Origin of the sequence: Acinetobacter sp. Ag2, from assembly GCF_001005515.1 — a bacterium.
Classification (GTDB): Bacteria; Pseudomonadota; Gammaproteobacteria; order Pseudomonadales; family Moraxellaceae; genus Acinetobacter; species Acinetobacter bereziniae.
In genome coordinates this window covers 151,449-168,257 of sequence record NZ_LBNA01000050.1, presented here as the reverse complement: position 1 = coordinate 168,257, position 16,809 = coordinate 151,449, and the positions used below count along the sequence as shown (strand labels likewise).

Below are 16,809 nucleotides of genomic sequence, written 5' to 3'. Positions count from 1 at the left end.
TATTTTGAGGGGGGATTACCGTTGAGATTATAAGTTTGATACAAGTTTTCTTGATTATTTTATCTCAAACGACTTGGATTTAAATCTTAGTTACAAGATGATAGCAAAGATTATGAATATTGATTTTACTAAACTTTTAGAAAAATTTCTTACAGAATCACTCATATAAAAAATATAAAGTGGTTAAAATAACTTTCAATTTCACTCATTTTTATCGATTATATGTCTTCTACAACTACAAAGAGAATGCATATGTCAGCTTATACTGATAATTTTGAAAGCCAATTAAAAACGATTATTTCCAATTATTCTAATCAAGCTTTACCACAGAATTTACCTCAATGGGTTAAGGACTTAGGTATTTCAAGCTCTAATAAAATCGTAAAAGCAGAAAGAATAGGAAGCTCAGGTTATAAAACAGATATAATTGTTTATTTTGATAATCATAAAGTTTTAAAAATTTCAGCAAAAATGAGCAGTGCTGACTATTTTGGTAATTGGTATTCTCACAAACGATTGATTGAGGAGTTTGGCTCAGATTGTTTCCAAAAACTTACTCGAGATTGTACAAAATGGGCTAATAATTGGATTAAACATTCAAATGCCGCTTTATTTGTTGGTGTAAGCATTTGTTTTGGGAAAAGGTCTGGAAACACTTCAAGAGATTTTTCAGAAGTTTTTAGCCCTAGCGATATTATTAAAATTGTAGCTGGAACAGGTACTGGAAATGAAACAGCTAATTGCTTATACAGCACATCAAATTTGCCAAGTTCAATCGGGCAATTCTTTGACATCTTAAAGCCAATCAATTCGTCAACTATTTTTGAGCTTAGCCATAATTTTAAAATCGCATATAGACCGATTAACCCTATGACTGAAGGAACAAACAGAGGTAAATGTACATATACCCAATTTGTGCCTTTTCAAAAGTTATCACAACCACTTGAAGTAAATAATTTAAGTGATTTAAATGAGTTAGGAGATTTTCAAGTTGTGGAGTCAAACAGTTTAAATCATAATAGAATATTAGATAGCCTTAAAAAAGATTTTAATATTATTGTTCCTCGGAAAAGCTAATTTCAAAAAATAAACAATAATCATTGATTGGAAAATTCTTTTAAATCAAATTTCATTTATGAAATTATTCTCTATCATTGTCTACATATATTTTGTTCTAGAGGACTCTCTTCTAGAACAATTTTTTAAAGATTTTACATCAAAAGATATAACTGTATGACGGCCATACTTATAACTTAGTGACCAGTCTTTTTACTTCTAAAGGCTTGTCCTGAGTATTAGGCACATGTCCAAAGAAATATTTCTCTTTACTTTGAAAGAAAACATCAAAGCTTTGGCTCATAAATGAATCACACTGGCTTTGTTTCTGATAAATCACTGCTAATCGATTGATGTAATGATTGATCCAATCCGCTTCATTACTAAAAGCTGAGTAGTCTTTGAAGTCTCTATTAAGATGTTGTAAGTCAGTCATTGTGCCATTGCGGTCATGATACTGAAAATGGTGACGCCTTGAGCAGGGCGTTTGGAGTGGATTTCGATCATGACCAGACTATTTTAATGAAGTTCGTAGAGCTGAGTTAGCAGGTGATTTTTAACAACAAAATAGGCTGTTATGGTTTGTGGCGGGAGGTGACTGCCCAAAGTCTAAATTAACGGTGTTTACAAAATTAGTGGCTACTCAAGTCGAAAAAATGGAAGCTTAAAACTTCCATTTTTTATTTGAAACAAGACTTAAGCGTGTATCCAAAATAATAAGATTTACAGGACAGTTTAGTTTCTACGACCTTGCTTGAAGATTCTGAATACACGAAAAATTATTTTCAAATTGAGTCAATATCAACCAACAAGAAGTTGGTAAATTTACTTTAGGATAAATTAGAAGTAATAGTGTTGTTGATACTCTAAAGTTTGTAAATCTAAACGATCACCACTACTAAATTGAATAGATTCAACCTGATACTGACTACCCTTAGCAGCATCTTTAATCGTAATTTGATCTGTAGATCCTTTTACTGAAATCACTTGATTTGAGCCAATATACGAAACAATTAAATCATCTATATTAATATCTTTACCGAATTTAATAGTATCGTTACCTCCAGTCTCCTGAATAATATCCTTACCAAAACCTCTTTCAAATTCGTAGGTTTCGTTACCTGCACTACCAATCAATTTATCATTGCCTGTTCCACCATTTAGAACATTAAATAAACCTCCAGTAGCTTCTAGAGTATCATCTCCTCCAAATCCATAAAGATGATTGCTTCCAGTATTTCCTTTAATTATGTTATTCAATTCGTTACCTGAGCCAGAAATGTCTGTATTGCCTGCTAATGTAAGATTTTCCACATTTTTTGTTAGAAAAAAATGCTTAGCTGAACTAATGACAGTATCAATACCTTCATTATTATGTTCTAAAACAAAATCAGAGTTTGATTGAACATAATAGGTATCATTACCCTTACCCCCAACCAAAACATTAACTCCTGATCCCCCATCTAGAATGTCATTACCCCAACCACCAAATAATAAGTCATCTCCTTTACCACCGTATAACTTATCATTGCCTATTCCACCATTTATGACATCATTACCATTTTTTCCAGTTAATGTTGCACCGAAAGGAGATAATGTAGAAATCACATTGGTATTAGGATTAAGGAAATTAGTCACTACAGCAACTGGTCCAGCTAAATCACCCGCATATGCATAAGCAATTTGAGTAAGTGTATTGACCAATTGATCTTTAGAAGAAAAACCGTTTTGAAATACTTCTCCTTGTATTAATAAATCAATATAATTCAGACCTTCTTTTGTGAATTGACTGATTACATCAATTAAACTTGCTCCACTTTTTAGTGTTTCCTTAACCACATCACCTAATAATTCTAAATACCATGATATGGGACGACTATCTCCACCATTTAGTTCTGAAGTATCAACACCTAAGATATGATCTAACAGACCAAAAGGTGTAATCCCAGACCAATCTGAAAGTGTGCCACCTAAATTTTGAAGTGCTTGAGTTGCATCCATATGTACAAGACCAAATGTTCCTGCTGCACTTGGAACATAACCAGCAGGAATTATAAGATTGCCATCTGTATCATTCACGCCATACAGTAAATTATCAGCAAGCGTTTTAACTAAAATATTCGATGCTTTATAAAATTCACCATCCGCAAAATAAATCCCTTTATCCCCTAAAGCCTTTTCAGTGCCTAAGCGTACATATTGGTAAAGAATATTTGTCGGATCTGCTGTTGCAACAGCCTCAGCCACATGGAACCAATTGAGAGTGCCGGGATCGATGCCTTCTTTGCCTTTTAGGTCATTAGCAATTAATGAATAAATTGGGCGCCATAAATTATTAACATATTGCGAAGGAGCTTGCTCAAATTGCTGATAGAGTTCAGCCACTTTGTTTAAAACATTGGAGCTTACTTGATAACTTGTTTGTCCATTTTTTTCGTATATTAGTACATGTTCAGCTTGGCTTTGATTTCCCCATTCATTTTCATAATGGTTGTTTTGAGCAGGTAAAGTTCCTCCAATAGCTTTTCCAGTATTAACAATAATATTTGAAATTTGATTAATAAAAGCATCACCAGCCTTATGTATGGTTTCGAAACCTTTACCAAATATATTATTACCTGCAAGACCTAATGGAGCGACTGTATTCAACAAATCATTCGCAAGATTAGTTCCACCAATTAAGGCATTACCAATTACTTCGCTAGGAACATTTAACAAACCTTTAGTTGTAAGCTCTTTATCTATCCATTCATTTTTGAAATGTGTATCAGTAGGTTTTACTGTTGCACCTAAAGAAACACCAATATTTGATACAGCATTAGAAATTGAACCAATAACTTTATCACCCACTACATGAGCAATTTCAAATGGAGCACCGAAAATTTTATTTCCTGCTAAACCAATTGGAGATGTAATATCAAGAATAGTATTAATGGTATTTGCAGCAGTGACTAACCCATTGGCTACTAATTGAAGTGGGATAGTAAATACTGAACTAAATTTGAAGTTTGGTAAGTATTGATATGTATTAAATAATTTCATGTGATTTCCTTTTATTAATTTTAACTAATAAACAAAAAAATAAAGCAGCACGATATTCACATACATCTCAAAAAGGTGTTTTATTTCTGTAAGACAATTTGGATATAAATTTATATAGATGAAAAATTATAAATCGTAAGAATTTTAATTTTTTATATGATATATAACATAGTTATTGAACTAATATTTTATTTTAAAAATAATAGACATAAATGTATTTTAAAATAATATATCTTTAAGGTTGAAGCATTAAAATAGTTAAAGAAGTTCATAAGTTATTTATTAATTTGGAGTTTTATTTATAAAAAACATCTAAAAAATTGGATGCTATTTGAAAAAAAAGCTTGGTGATAAAAATCAGAAGTTATTTTTCAGTTGTTTAATATCATCTTATTATAGTAAAAATTTTTCAATACAAAATCTACAATCTATTACGGATAAAAAGATTTTTTATAGAATTAGTATAATATGTTTCATGTGATTTTTTTAATTTTATTTTGTATATTAATTGATTTTTAAAAAATTTCTTTATAGTATTTAGTAAATTGAATCGGATTATTAGTTGATTTTTTATTTGAATTCTTAGAATTTCTAAAAATTCATAAATTCTTTTGTTACTAAATATTTTTCAAACATACGATTTCAAAACATCGAACTGTATAACGTTCGTACTTATGGCTTAGTGACCAGTCTTTTTACTTCTAAAGGCTCATCTTGAGTATTGGGCACATGCCCAAAGAAATATTTCTCCTTACTTTGAAAGAAAATATCAAAGCTTTGACTCATGAGTGGATCACACAGGCTTTGTTTCTGATAAATCACTGCTATTCGATTAATATAATGATTGATCCACTCCGTTTCATTGTTAAAAGCTGAGTAATCTTTGAGATCTCTATAGAGATCCTGTAAGTCAGTTGATATGTTTTCAATATTAGGGTGAAACAGCCAAACAGATATATCTAGTGGTTCAACGGCAACTAATTTGTATGGTTGTAATGGGTCAAATCGTTCGACTTTATAAAGTTGAGCGCCATTATTACTATAACTTGAACATAATAATTTCGTATTTTCCACTTGGTAATAATTTGTACCAATTTCTAACTCTCTCATCTGTCTTGATGTTTTAAGGCATTGAGGAAGTTTATGAATATCGGATTGAGCTAATTTTTTAAATAGCTCTACAGACCTATGAACAACATGAGCTTCGCCTGTACCTGTAATGATACCGTTATCCCACGAATAAATTTTTGAAGACATTTCTATATTCAATTGATTTTCCATAGATTCTTTCAAAATAACTTTTTTATTATCAGCAGCAATGACCACACTGTCATTTAATTGTATTGCGACGATAAAAGTCATACTTTTACCCTAAATTTTGAATTATTGATTTTTTATATTAAACTAAAATTATAAATTATTTTATAAAAACTTAATAAATGGTGGGTTTATGGCAGGTGGTTCACAAATTATTATCAATAAAAATGGCGTCACAATCATTACTCCAGCAAAGTTTGAAGTAAAAGCTGGACAGCATGTTTTTAAGAGTGGGGCTGAGGTTGGGGTAAATATTCAAGGCTTACCTGCACATGAGGTATATAACGAAAAGTTTAAAATACTTACACCTTCTGGTGAAGAGATGTCTAATGTTGAATATAAAGTTTCGAGTAATGATCAAAATTTTACATCAATAACCGATCGTAAAGGTTTTTCCAAACGTGTAAACACAACATCTGAGCAGAGTTTGGACGTAGATTTAAATTGGATTTCTTTAGAAAAAGAAGATGAAGAGGGCTAAATATAATGGGAAGCCTTGGGTGGGAAGGAAATACAAATACAGAAGAAAATAGTTGTAAGACACTACAGTGTGATTGCTTAACGTTCTGGGAAATACACCAACAAGAAGCAATGAAACGTGTTTCTAATTTACAAAATGGCAAAAGAAATTCATATAAAATAGAGCCAGGTTATGAGGCAAGGGCAAGGCGTATAGCTTCTGTTTATGCCAAGATATATTTAGAACAAGAAAATCATGGAAATAAACAATTGACTGGTCGGTACTATTGGATGGGGCTTGGCGCGTTCGCTTCAAAAACTGTTGCCGCTGTATTTAAACATGGCTTGACAACATGGGGCTATAAATGGGTTCCTATAGGTCTTATTCGTGATCCAGTGCATTCATTTGCAAAAGGCAATTTGTGGTTGTTCATGGATATTGCGCCTTGGCATTATGCATGGAGTATGTCTTCAAAATCATTTGATGATTGTAAAGAAAAGAGAGATGTGGCGAAGTTTACTCATATCAAAGAAGAGGTTCTAAATATTCCTTGGTCAAATTGTTTGCCTATTATTCAGAATTTAAAGTGTACCGATGAAATTAGAGAGGCTTTTGGATATTTATCCAGTATTGAGAATAATTTCAAAAGAAAAGGAAAAACTAGAAAGCAAAATTTTAATGATTCTTCAAAAACTCTTTTTGAACACCTTTTAGCAATTGCTGTACAAGAGCAACGTAATATTTTACAAGAGTTGGTATGGAAAGATTGGAAAGTTGAGGCACAAGCAACTTTACAACGTTATACAAATGTACCTGACAGTACCTTGGTGTTATCAAGTGATTATTTTGTTGATGCCGTTAAACCAATTAGAAAATCACAGTCTATTCTACCTAGTGCATACAATAAACAAAGTATGGAAAAAGAATATCGAGGACGACATTCAGGTGTACTTGATAAATTAGCTGAAACGGTATATAGCGAACCTTCGGCGAACACTAAAGTTGCAAATTATGATAGTCGTATAGAATGGATTAAAACTGCAGCAAGGAAATATCATCGTTTGATGCTAGATGATAAAGGACGTACTTTTTTAGAAAAAGAATTAGGAATTATTGCGGGATGGGGCGATAGTAAGGCTGACTTCATCGTTAAAAGAGACAGTAATGATGGGAAAATTTAAACATTCTACTTATTCCATAATTATTATTTTTATATGTGGGTACTTACTCACGGCATGCCAACCAAAGGCAAAAGACATCGAGAATAACGCAATGAATCAACAGACTTACATTTTGCATTTTGGTCAACAAGGTGTTCAAGATTTTTTGAAATATAATGATGGACAGGTAGATCATCAACCAGCAGGCGCGAGCTTTAGAGAATTAGTTTTTTCTCCTCCAAGTCTAGGTCAAATTAAAATAGAAAATGGAACAAATAGCCTAGTCATTGACCATGTTTTTTCCGTACTAGGGACACAATGGAATACAACTGATGGAATTCAAATATTTGATATTGATGCTGGTTTAAATAAGGAAGAATTTGTAAGCCCTGAGCAAGCTTATCACGGTTATGTTGAGTTAATGAAACGCTTAAATCAAGCAGGATGGAATACTTATTTTGCTAGATATAACCCAAGAGTAGCAAAAGAGGACAATATTAGATATTTAATGGAAGGGCATGACATCGTTGATATGAGTTATATATTTAATTTTGAAGAGTGGAAAAAAATTATAAACTCTATAGCAGGTAAAACGATAGGTTACCGTTTATACGCAAATGGTATTCTACTAGATATTAGCCTAAAACAAACTAAAAAAAATGAAGAAGGTAAAGAACAATATATTGTACGTTATAGCTTTCAAACAGTCCGTTATAATGAAAGAAACCTAATGTCTGATACCGATAAGATGACACCTCAAGAATTAGAGAATGCATTCAAACAAAGTTTAATTAAAGATAAACGGTCAAGAGGAATAGATGAAAAAGATATGAGATCTAAAGGTTATCATATAGATGAAAACTATATAGATCCTGATGTTTGGTTGTATGTTAAATAGTTGATTTTATTTGTGTTAAAAAGATTTATTTATGTTGTCTTTATATTAATGTATTGGTCAGAATCGTTTGTAGGTCTAGTATAATAAACCCCTAAACGAATAAGGATTTAATCATGTTTTTTAAAATTCTTATCGTTCTTATCATAGTAGTTGTAATAAATTCATGCTCAAAAATATCTTCACAGAATTATGAAATAAAAGTAGATGTTATCTTTGATAAATCCATAGATAATAAAGATTTAAAAATTGTGGTGAATCCGTATGGATATCTCTTGGATGGATATGAGTTAAAAAAATATATAGGAAAAACTAACAATTATACTGTTTTATTTAAAGAAGGAAGAATGCAAAATTATAAAAAAGAAGATATAAATACTTTTAGTGATTATTATATCTGCGCAAAATATAAAAATCAGTATGCAAAAATGAAATATACCAATAGTTTGGTAATGGGAAGTAATCAAACTGATATAAGAATTTTTATTAATATCTTTGATAACCTAGTGTATTTATCTTCAAGTGAAACTGTTTTAAGCCCCGAAGCTATTCATCAAAATTCATTTAAAAATAAACAAGATTTTGATCAAGTTGATACAAAATTTTTAAAAATTTTGGATGATTTAAATTAAGAAAGGTATTTAAGTTGTATGAAAATATTAATTTTGATAGTCATATTCTTATTAGGATGTTCAGAAGATATCAAAGAATCTACTCGCTTAAATTTTAACGTGGAAGATCAAGCAAGTTCAGAAAACTTAAATATAAATTTATATACGTATAAAAACTATTTAAATTCAAGGTGGTATGGCTTGGTTAAGAAAGAAACCATTATTAACCAAGGAAAATTGGTAAAAAATTCTTCACTAAATTCAAATATTTTTTATTATGAGTTTTATATATTTACACCTGAATTTAATAAAATTTAGCATACAGAAAATATTTTTAAAGACGTAAATGTCGAAAATGACTATGTTTTTGCAAAAGATCATTTAAGTTTTAAAGTTTATAAAAATAAAGAGTTATTTAGCGATGGTATTTTGTATTACAAAAACTTTGAAAACTCTGGAGTAAAAAAATTTACTTACTATGATCCGAACAAAGCAAAGTTTGAACTTACACAATTAGAGCCTGAGACAATTGCGACTCTAGAATCTATGACATTTGAAGAGTTGTTAGAAACAGACAAGCTATTAAATAAAGATATTTTAAAATTAAAAAATATATCTATGAATGAAAAGAAGAAGTTAATAGAAGTGCATAGTTTGAAAAAATTTGAAAATTAACATCTTAACTGCATTTATATAACACAGAAGTCTTTAATCATTTTAATATCACACTACAAATCAGCAAACACACTAAGCAATTTCCGTCTGTCCCACATGATGATAAGCACGATTAAAATAAACCAAGCTTTGATCATGTTGGCTCTGTTGAATCGCAACAATACGACAAATCAAGATCGTATGCGTGCCAACTTCTTGCATTTGCTCAATTTCACAATCGAAATTCACCAAAGCATCTTTTAAAACAGGTGCACCAGTTTCTAACTCGGTCCAAACACCATGTTTAAATCTTTCTTCTGGGCTTAACTTAGACGAAAAAGCTTTAGAAATATGCTGATGATGTGCGCTGAGTACATTGACAGTTAAAATTTTATTTTCAATAAAATGTGCGTGTGAACTAGATGCCTTGTTCATACATACCAGTAAGGTTGGTGGTGTATCAGTCACGCTACATACAGCTGATGCAGTGAATCCGTAACGACCCGACAAGCCCGTTGTTGTAATCACACTGACCGCACTGGTGAGCAAAGACATTGCATCTCTATAGTTTTTTGCTTCAATCATTACATCATTCCTAAATTGAACCGTACCACTTTTAGATTTAGCGATACCTTGCTATTGCGTCTTGTCGACCATTTTAACTGGATCAGATATGCGTAGGGCGGATAATTACACAGGATTAAAAATGGGGGTTATCAGTTTGCGTAGAAATATATATCCAAACAAACTGAAATGGTTCCCCTTTATACCGAATACTACGAATGAAAACTAGCGAGAAAGCTCTTTACGCACAATTTCTGCACCTGCACTTAGGGCATTCAGTTTACCTCGTGCGACTTGACGAGAGAGTGGTGCCATTCCACAGTTGGTTGAAGGATAAAGCTTATCCGCATCGACAAACTGCAGTGCTTTACGCAGTGTATTGGCAACTTCTTCTGGCGTTTCTATGTTGTTGGTCGCAACATCAATCGCACCCACCATCACTTTTTTACCACGGATCAATTCAATCAAATCCATGGGTACACGAGAGTTTTGACATTCTAAAGAGACAATATCGATTTTAGACTGTTGAAGTTTAGGGAATGCCTCTTCATATTGGCGCCATTCTGAACCCAACGTCTTTTTCCAATCGGTATTGGCTTTGATACCATAACCATAGCAAATGTGCACCGCAGTTTCACATTTAAGTCCTTCAAGCGCTCGCTCTAAAGTTGCAACACCCCAGTCGTTAACTTCATCGAAGAATACATTAAATGCAGGCTCATCAAACTGAATAATATCTACACCTGCGGCTTCTAACTCTTTCGCTTCTTCATTAAGAATCTTGGCAAATTCCCAAGCCAGTTTTTCACGGCTTTTATAATGCGCATCATAAAGCGTATCAATCATGGTCATTGGACCAGGCAACGCCCATTTAATCGGTTGCGAGGTTTGTTGACGTAAAAACTTCGCATCTTCAACGAAAACTGGTTTTTGACGAGACACTTCACCTACGACTGTAGGGACACTCGCATCATAACGATTACGGATGCGAACAGTTTCACGTTTCTCAAAATCGACACCATTAAGGTGTTCAATAAAAGTCGTTACGAAATGCTGACGAGTTTGTTCACCATCACTGACGATATCAATACCCGCGTGTTGTTGCTCTTGCAATGACAAACGCAAAGCATCTTGTTTACCTTCAATTAATTGCTCATCTTGTAATTTCCAAGGTGACCAAAGTTTTTCAGGTTCTGCAAGCCAAGACGGTTTTGGTAAGCTACCAGCAGTTGAAGTCGGTAATAAAATTTTCATAATCGATATCTTGTCTATTTAGGTTATACAGCAACGTAGTTTGAAGACCACTGCTCAAGGATGCTTTTGTATGGCTTGATGAATTGTTCTTCAGTAAATTTGCCTTGCTTAATGGCCAACTGGCTGCGCTCTTCTCGGTCATACACAATACGGGTCAGTGAATAATCCTGATGCTTTAAGCTTGGTTGATAAGTCTTTCCAGCAACAGAGTTCGCATTGTAAATTTCTGGGCGATAAATTTTTTGGAAAGTTTCCATGGTGCTGATGGTACTGATCAACTCAAGGTTGGTGTAATCACTGAGTAAATCACCACGGAAATAGAATGCTAATGGCGCAACACTATTCGGCGGCATAAAATAGCGAACCTGCAAACCCATTTTTGCAAAATACTCATCTGTTAGAGAGTATTCATCTTGTTGATATTCAACGCCTAAAACAGGATGTTGATTTGCAGTTTGGTGATAGGTTTTGCTGCTAGAAACACTCAAACAAATTACTGGTGCTTTACTAAAATTATCTTTATAAGTATTCGAATGAACGAATGAATTAAAAATGTTACCGTGAAGCTCACCATAGTTGTCTGGAAGGCTAAATTCAGCTTTATCTTTATTATGTTCTAACAGAAGTACACTAAAATCATAGTCTCGCACATAAGAGGAAAAATTATTTCCAACAATACCTTCAATACGTTGATTGTTTTTGTGATCCACAATATTGGTTTTCAAAATTTCTATTGTTGGGAAAGTTTCACCATTGCCCTCAATATCAATATCCACTGAAATAATTTCAAGTTCGACAGCATAACGGTCTGCTTTCGGGTTATCCCAATGTGCCAAAGCATTGAAACGATTGTTGATCATCTTCAGAGTATTGCGCAAGTTGTCTTGACGACTCTCACCTCTTGCCAAATTTGCAAAGTTGGTTGTAATGCGAGTACTGTCAGCTGGATGATAGTTTTCATCGAAACTAATGCGCTTAATCGTAAATGTAAACTCTTTACTCATTGTGATAACCCTAATTTCTGAGATAAAAACCTGAATTTATTTCATGCTCTTGTCGACGACCTCAAAGTATTGTTGAAACTTATTCATCCATAGTTTTTCAATATTTTCTTATCTGAACTGCATGAAAAATTGAAAATCAATGCTGATATGGTCTGTAGCGAGGAGCATGGTGTAATTTATACCCCAAACCAGACATGAATAAAAATGATATTAATTCATAAAAAGTTGAATGAAATTCATGATTGGTAATTTTATTCAATTAAGAAAGACTTGCGTGATCAAATAGTCTTATCACATTTGAATATTTTCACAGCTTAAAACAATGGAATCATTACAAATGAGTCATATACTGAACTGGGTGACTGAATATGTATACAATGATATTTGAGAGCTTTCTTTGCTGAGCGATTGAACGGTTGATTAGGGGATAATAATTTAAGACGATTGATGCTCAGGATCTAAGTCAATAATAATGACATTTTGTCTCTGTAAAATGAGAACTGAAATAGAAAACATATACTTATAAAAGGAGGGTTGCTTCATGCATCTCGTTAAGCTATTGATGGGCTGTTTCGTTTTTATCTTAGGTAATCTTGCTGTAGCTGCGGATTTTCCAATCTATCAGCTCAAAGCTGCACAAAATCTTCAAGATGGAATTTGGAGCTGGAAATCAACCATGCGACCACATAAGTCTACAGCAGCAGACCATTCTGAACGTGGTTGTATCAAGATTAAAGATTTCATCAAACAACAAACAGATGAGATGCGAGAAAGCATTCCTCAAGAATGTAAAACTCAAATTACCAGTGATCAGCCGAATGAGGGGCGTATGGCTTTACAATGTTCAGGTGCTTTCAGTGGATTTAAAGTCAATTATCGAGTACAGCGTGTTTCAGCAAATCATTTAATTGTTGAAGCGAAAATGCCATCCAATACAACATTAATTCATGAATATAAACGAGAAGGTGTATGTAAATAGTTGATGATTTGAATAAAGAATTTAATCTATCCAATCCATTACCTTAAAGAAAAATATAGTCATAATTTATTTGTTATTGCTTATATTGATGATGAAGGTGTTAATTATATACAGCCATTGATGTTTAAGATTCTTTAATCCAAGCTGAATCTGATTTTTAGAATAAACGTCAGATTCATGTATAAATCAATACAATTAAATTATTTTATCCAATGCATTAAAAATTCTTTTGAATTGGTTTCTAAATCGATGCCTTCTTCTAAAATCTCAAAACCTAAAGACTTATAAAATTGTACACTTTTGGGATTTTCTTGATAGACATTTAATTTTAGTTCTGTCCGTATGGCTTGAGCGTATTGGATCAGCCTTGTACCTATACCTTTTTCCTGATGTTGCGGTGAGACAAAAATTGCGGCTATTTGGTTGTCTAGTAAAGCAATAAATCCACAGATTTGTTGGTTATGTTCTGCAAGATAAACTTCGGACATAGGAAGATAAACATGCTGCATTTTGAGCTTATGCGCTTTCCAATATGTTTCTGGAATAAAATGGTGAGCGATTAATGATGCTTCAAGCCAGATTTCGGATAAAATATTAAAATCTTCAATATCGGCTTTTCTTATATTAATTAAACTCACTAATTTTCTCTCCGAATTTAAATAAGCATTTATTTTAGCTAGGATACAAGAAGACGATTTATTTAGCATCTTATTCAGTATCATATATGGTTGACTTAGTGCTCATTTATTATTATAAAATCTATATGATAATTTTGATGAAATTAGAATAATGGAAAATAAATCAATTACATATAAAACCTTATGGGTTTTTGCACTGATTCTGAGTTTAGGTTTTATTATTTCGGCAAGTGTATTGGGATATGCTTTTAAGCAATTTGGTGGTGAAAAAAATTCAATTATTGTGAAAGGTTTGGCAGAAAAACCTATCCAAGCAGATTCTGCACGTTGGGAAATCAACCTTCAAACCAGTCGTGCGACGGACAGTGTGACAGCGTCCTATCAATTACTTGATCAAGAAATAAAGACCTTACAATCGTTCTTTGTTGAACATGGTTTTAAAGCCACAGAAATGAAATTAGGCAATAAAAGTTCGCAACCCTATTATCAGGATGTGGATCAGGGTGATGGAAAAACAATTCGTGAATTTAGAGGTTATGTTGCGATGCAGTCGTTGGTGATCAATACCCGCGATATTCAAAAAATTGAAAAAGCTGCAAAAGATGCATACCTACTGGATGAAAAAGGTATTTCAATTGAACAAAAACCACAGTATTTGGTTTCGAATCTAGAAGAAATAAAGATGTCATTGATTGCCAATGCCACAAAGAATGCTCATAGCCGTGCCAATGAATTTGCAAAAGTGGGTGGTGTGAAAGTGGGTGCAATGCGCTCTGCAAGCCAAGGTGCGTTTTATATCTTGCCTGAAAGTGGCTCAGACGATGACAGTGACTATGGCGGTGCATATGACAAAAATACCATCAATAAAATTGCTCGTGTCGTCGTCACGATTAATTATTCAATTGATTAACCAACCCTTAAAGCTCAATTTGAGCAAATTATGTCTTAACATCATCAATGTTTAAGTAAAAAGAATGGGAGCTCAGCTCCCATTTTTAATTCATTTTATACGTGTGATTGAATGGATTTCATCGTATGCATTGTCATCGTTAGATCGCAAAATCAATGACAGCGCGAATAACACCTAAACTCAAACCAATAAATGCACCTACGACTACACCATTCACGCGTATCATGTGTAAGTCGCCACCGACTTCATTTTCAATTTTGGCAATCATCTCTGTAGAGTCCCATTCATGAATTCGTTGACTAATGAACGTAATCACTTTTTCACTATATTGATCGCTTAGATTAACAGCAATACCGCTGATTCGGTCGTTGAGCAGGTCACGAACCGAGTGGTTTTGTACGAGGTTTTCTCCCACTTGTTGAATTGCAACACGAAGGTTCATCGCAATACCTGAGTCTGCTTTAAGTAGGTCAGATTTAATCGCATCACATAAAATGACTACTGCGCCAGTAATAAAATTCAAAACAGGTTCACTGTCTAAAAGGGCATTTTTGGTTTCGTTTAAACGTATGCTGGCATTGCTATTATTATCTGCCAATTGCACCATCAGTTGATGTGCTGCTTGTTCTATTTTTTGGCGGATTGGATGCTCTTCATCTGCCAGCATCGACTCAACTTTTTCAATAATTGAATCAATGGTGCGTTGCTCAACATCAATCCCGATCCAGCTTGCACCTTTGGCAAGGCGTGAAACGCCCAGCTCTTTAAACAGAGTTTGAGTGAGTTCACGTGTTCTTTCAGGATGGGTCATCATCCATTCATGGGCAATGTCGAGTCCACGTTGCAACACATCTTGATGGAAATCATTGTCTAAAACTGCACGAAGCATTTCACTGGCAAGTTGGTTCATACGGGTATTGCGAACCCATTGCACGCTGTTATTTTGGATAAAACGTCCAATTTGATCTTGACCAACAAATTCAAAAATTTTCGGTACTGTTTGTTGAATCACATCCACCACTTGACCGTTATTTTTTGGATGTGCCAACCATTGACCTACGGCTAAACTCAGGTCAGTATTTTTTAAACTCCGTTCAACGATTTGGGGAGAAAGGAAGTTTTCCTGAACAAATTTACCCATCGATTCCGCAATACGTGCCTTATTACGTGGAATAATTTCAGTGTGATCTTTTAAAAACTTAGGAATAGGGATTTTCCCAAAGGGATTGCGGAACAAGACCGTAATTGCATACCAGTCGGCTAGACCACCAACAACTCCAGCTTCAGCACCTAACATGAGGATATGAATAAACCATGCATATTCAGGGAGCAACTTGGCAGAAATGATTAAAGCAATCCACGCCACGACTGCCACAATCAATGCAATTGTGGCAAAGCGTTTGCTTCGATCTAGGCTGGGAATACTGTTGGCGATTTCACTGTGTTCAATTCCGCTCATTCATTTTCCTAAAACAAGTGTCTTTATCTTTATTGCTTTGATGTTACCGTATCAGGTTGTGGTTGTAGTACCTGTCCTGTCGGACTAACCCCATATTTAGGTCCTAAAGATTGCAAAATCAGACGAGCGTCAAAAGCATCGTTGGGTGATGATTTCTTATCTTTATAACATTCAATCGTATAGGAAATCTGTACGGGATCAATATTGACGACTTGTGGCATATCGTAAAATGGGTCATTCCAGAACATTGGGTGGCGACGATACCCCCAACCATATGGATAGTAGTTTGTGGATGGATAGACCACAGCTTTACGAGGAGGTTGCTGACTTCGATTGCTCGGATCATCTAGAACTTTAAAGTATGTAAAACCATTTAATAGGGTGGTTTGAGCAGCTTTGACGAGATTAATTTCTTCAGCAGTTCCAAAACTCATATTACTATTGCCTTGAAAACTAATGCGATAGCTATGATCATTGAGTGGAACTGTGGTGTATTGTCCAAGTTGGTCAAAGGTGCGTGGTTTGCTTGGTGTAGTGGCACAACCCGTAATGGTGATTACAGCTACAATTGTCAGACCAATCAGTGTTTTTTTCATCTGTTGCTCCTTGTCCATTTTGTGGGATGGAAGTGAATAAATTTCTATATGCTATAGTGTTCTAAGTTGATGGACTGACAATGAATTTCAAGAAGATTTTTGTTAAATCATCTGAGTTAAAAATGCTAAACAAAATTGACATGGTAAAAGCGTGACTCAGACAAAGGGTTGGTTTGTATAAGCCATAAATTTTAATTCTACATAGAAAGA

The 16,809-nt window shown here is 33.7% G+C and carries 18 protein-coding genes; 9 read left to right on the top strand and 9 right to left on the bottom strand.

What is annotated here, in order from left to right:
- Positions 1-252 precede the first annotated feature (252 nt).
- The gene (locus AAV97_RS11835) at positions 253-1,077 is read left to right on the top strand and encodes a hypothetical protein (RefSeq protein ID WP_046760657.1); all 825 of its coding nucleotides are present in this window, start codon (positions 253-255) and stop codon (positions 1,075-1,077) included.
- Between the two features lie 169 nt (positions 1,078-1,246).
- Here the strand turns inward: AAV97_RS11835 and AAV97_RS11830 are convergent, their stop codons facing one another.
- The 3 genes from AAV97_RS11830 to AAV97_RS11820 form a co-directional block, all read right to left on the bottom strand.
- Positions 1,247-1,492, bottom strand: coding sequence for a hypothetical protein (locus AAV97_RS11830; protein ID WP_046760656.1), 246 nt, complete (start codon positions 1,490-1,492; stop codon positions 1,247-1,249).
- Between the two features lie 404 nt (positions 1,493-1,896).
- Positions 1,897-4,098, bottom strand: a complete 2,202-nt coding sequence (locus tag AAV97_RS11825; RefSeq protein WP_046760655.1) for a calcium-binding protein — start codon at positions 4,096-4,098, stop codon at positions 1,897-1,899.
- Positions 4,099-4,770: 672 nt separating this feature from the next.
- Entirely contained in the window at positions 4,771-5,460 is a 690-nt protein-coding gene (locus AAV97_RS11820) for a hypothetical protein (protein ID WP_042087805.1), read from the bottom strand.
- Between the two features lie 88 nt (positions 5,461-5,548).
- Here AAV97_RS11820 and AAV97_RS11815 point away from each other — a divergent pair, with 88 nt between their 5' ends.
- The 6 genes from AAV97_RS11815 (at position 5,549) to AAV97_RS21425 (ending at position 9,216) form a co-directional block, all read left to right on the top strand.
- Complete coding sequence (locus AAV97_RS11815; RefSeq protein ID WP_046760654.1) at positions 5,549-5,896, top strand: hypothetical protein; 348 nt, start codon at positions 5,549-5,551, stop codon at positions 5,894-5,896.
- 2 nt (positions 5,897-5,898) lie between these two features.
- Complete coding sequence (locus AAV97_RS11810) at positions 5,899-7,056, top strand: DUF2515 family protein (protein ID WP_171248710.1); 1,158 nt, start codon at positions 5,899-5,901, stop codon at positions 7,054-7,056.
- A complete protein-coding gene (locus AAV97_RS11805; RefSeq protein WP_046760653.1) occupies positions 7,040-7,933 on the top strand; it encodes a hypothetical protein in 894 nt (297 codons plus the stop codon). The genes AAV97_RS11810 and AAV97_RS11805 overlap by 17 nt, the downstream gene beginning before the upstream one ends.
- Positions 7,934-8,046: 113 nt before the next feature.
- Positions 8,047-8,562 carry a hypothetical protein gene (locus tag AAV97_RS11800; RefSeq protein ID WP_046760652.1) on the top strand — a complete coding sequence of 172 codons (516 nt, stop codon included), beginning with the start codon at positions 8,047-8,049 and terminating at the stop codon, positions 8,560-8,562.
- Between the two features lie 18 nt (positions 8,563-8,580).
- Positions 8,581-8,859, top strand: a complete 279-nt coding sequence (locus tag AAV97_RS21430) for a hypothetical protein (protein WP_228136544.1) — start codon at positions 8,581-8,583, stop codon at positions 8,857-8,859.
- Positions 8,860-8,970: 111 nt separating this feature from the next.
- Positions 8,971-9,216, top strand: a complete 246-nt coding sequence (locus tag AAV97_RS21425; RefSeq protein ID WP_228136543.1) for a hypothetical protein — start codon at positions 8,971-8,973, stop codon at positions 9,214-9,216.
- 72 nt (positions 9,217-9,288) lie between these two features.
- Here AAV97_RS21425 and AAV97_RS11790 read toward each other — a convergent pair whose 3' ends face one another.
- The 3 genes from AAV97_RS11790 to AAV97_RS11780 all read right to left on the bottom strand — a co-directional run bounded on the left by AAV97_RS11790 (position 9,289) and on the right by AAV97_RS11780 (position 12,017).
- Positions 9,289-9,780: a flavin reductase gene (locus AAV97_RS11790; RefSeq protein WP_004825996.1), complete on the bottom strand. Its 492-nt coding sequence runs from the start codon at positions 9,778-9,780 to the stop codon at positions 9,289-9,291.
- 204 nt (positions 9,781-9,984) lie between these two features.
- Positions 9,985-11,013, bottom strand: coding sequence for a methionine synthase (locus AAV97_RS11785; RefSeq protein ID WP_005035105.1), 1,029 nt, complete (start codon positions 11,011-11,013; stop codon positions 9,985-9,987).
- 23 nt (positions 11,014-11,036) lie between these two features.
- Positions 11,037-12,017 carry a DUF1852 domain-containing protein gene (locus AAV97_RS11780; RefSeq protein ID WP_004826000.1) on the bottom strand — a complete coding sequence of 327 codons (981 nt, stop codon included), beginning with the start codon at positions 12,015-12,017 and terminating at the stop codon, positions 11,037-11,039.
- A gap of 541 nt (positions 12,018-12,558) precedes the next feature.
- Between AAV97_RS11780 and AAV97_RS11775 the strand changes: the two genes are divergently transcribed.
- The gene (locus tag AAV97_RS11775; RefSeq protein WP_046760651.1) at positions 12,559-12,996 is read left to right on the top strand and encodes a hypothetical protein; all 438 of its coding nucleotides are present in this window, start codon (positions 12,559-12,561) and stop codon (positions 12,994-12,996) included.
- Positions 12,997-13,196: 200 nt separating this feature from the next.
- On the opposite strand, the gene AAV97_RS11770 is transcribed toward AAV97_RS11775, so the two are convergent.
- Positions 13,197-13,634, bottom strand: coding sequence for a GNAT family N-acetyltransferase (locus AAV97_RS11770; RefSeq protein ID WP_046760662.1), 438 nt, complete (start codon positions 13,632-13,634; stop codon positions 13,197-13,199).
- A 151-nt stretch (positions 13,635-13,785) separates the two neighbouring features.
- Between AAV97_RS11770 and AAV97_RS11765 the strand changes: the two genes are divergently transcribed.
- On the top strand, positions 13,786-14,544 hold the full coding sequence (locus AAV97_RS11765) for an SIMPL domain-containing protein (protein ID WP_004826006.1): 759 nt from the start codon (positions 13,786-13,788) through the stop codon (positions 14,542-14,544).
- Positions 14,545-14,683: 139 nt separating this feature from the next.
- On the opposite strand, the gene AAV97_RS11760 is transcribed toward AAV97_RS11765, so the two are convergent.
- Together AAV97_RS11760 and AAV97_RS11755 are read right to left on the bottom strand one after the other, a co-directional pair.
- Positions 14,684-16,003: a DUF445 domain-containing protein gene (locus AAV97_RS11760; RefSeq protein ID WP_046760650.1), complete on the bottom strand. Its 1,320-nt coding sequence runs from the start codon at positions 16,001-16,003 to the stop codon at positions 14,684-14,686.
- 29 nt (positions 16,004-16,032) lie between these two features.
- Positions 16,033-16,599, bottom strand: a complete 567-nt coding sequence (locus AAV97_RS11755) for a CC0125/CC1285 family lipoprotein (RefSeq protein WP_046760649.1) — start codon at positions 16,597-16,599, stop codon at positions 16,033-16,035.
- Positions 16,600-16,809: the final 210 nt, after the last annotated feature.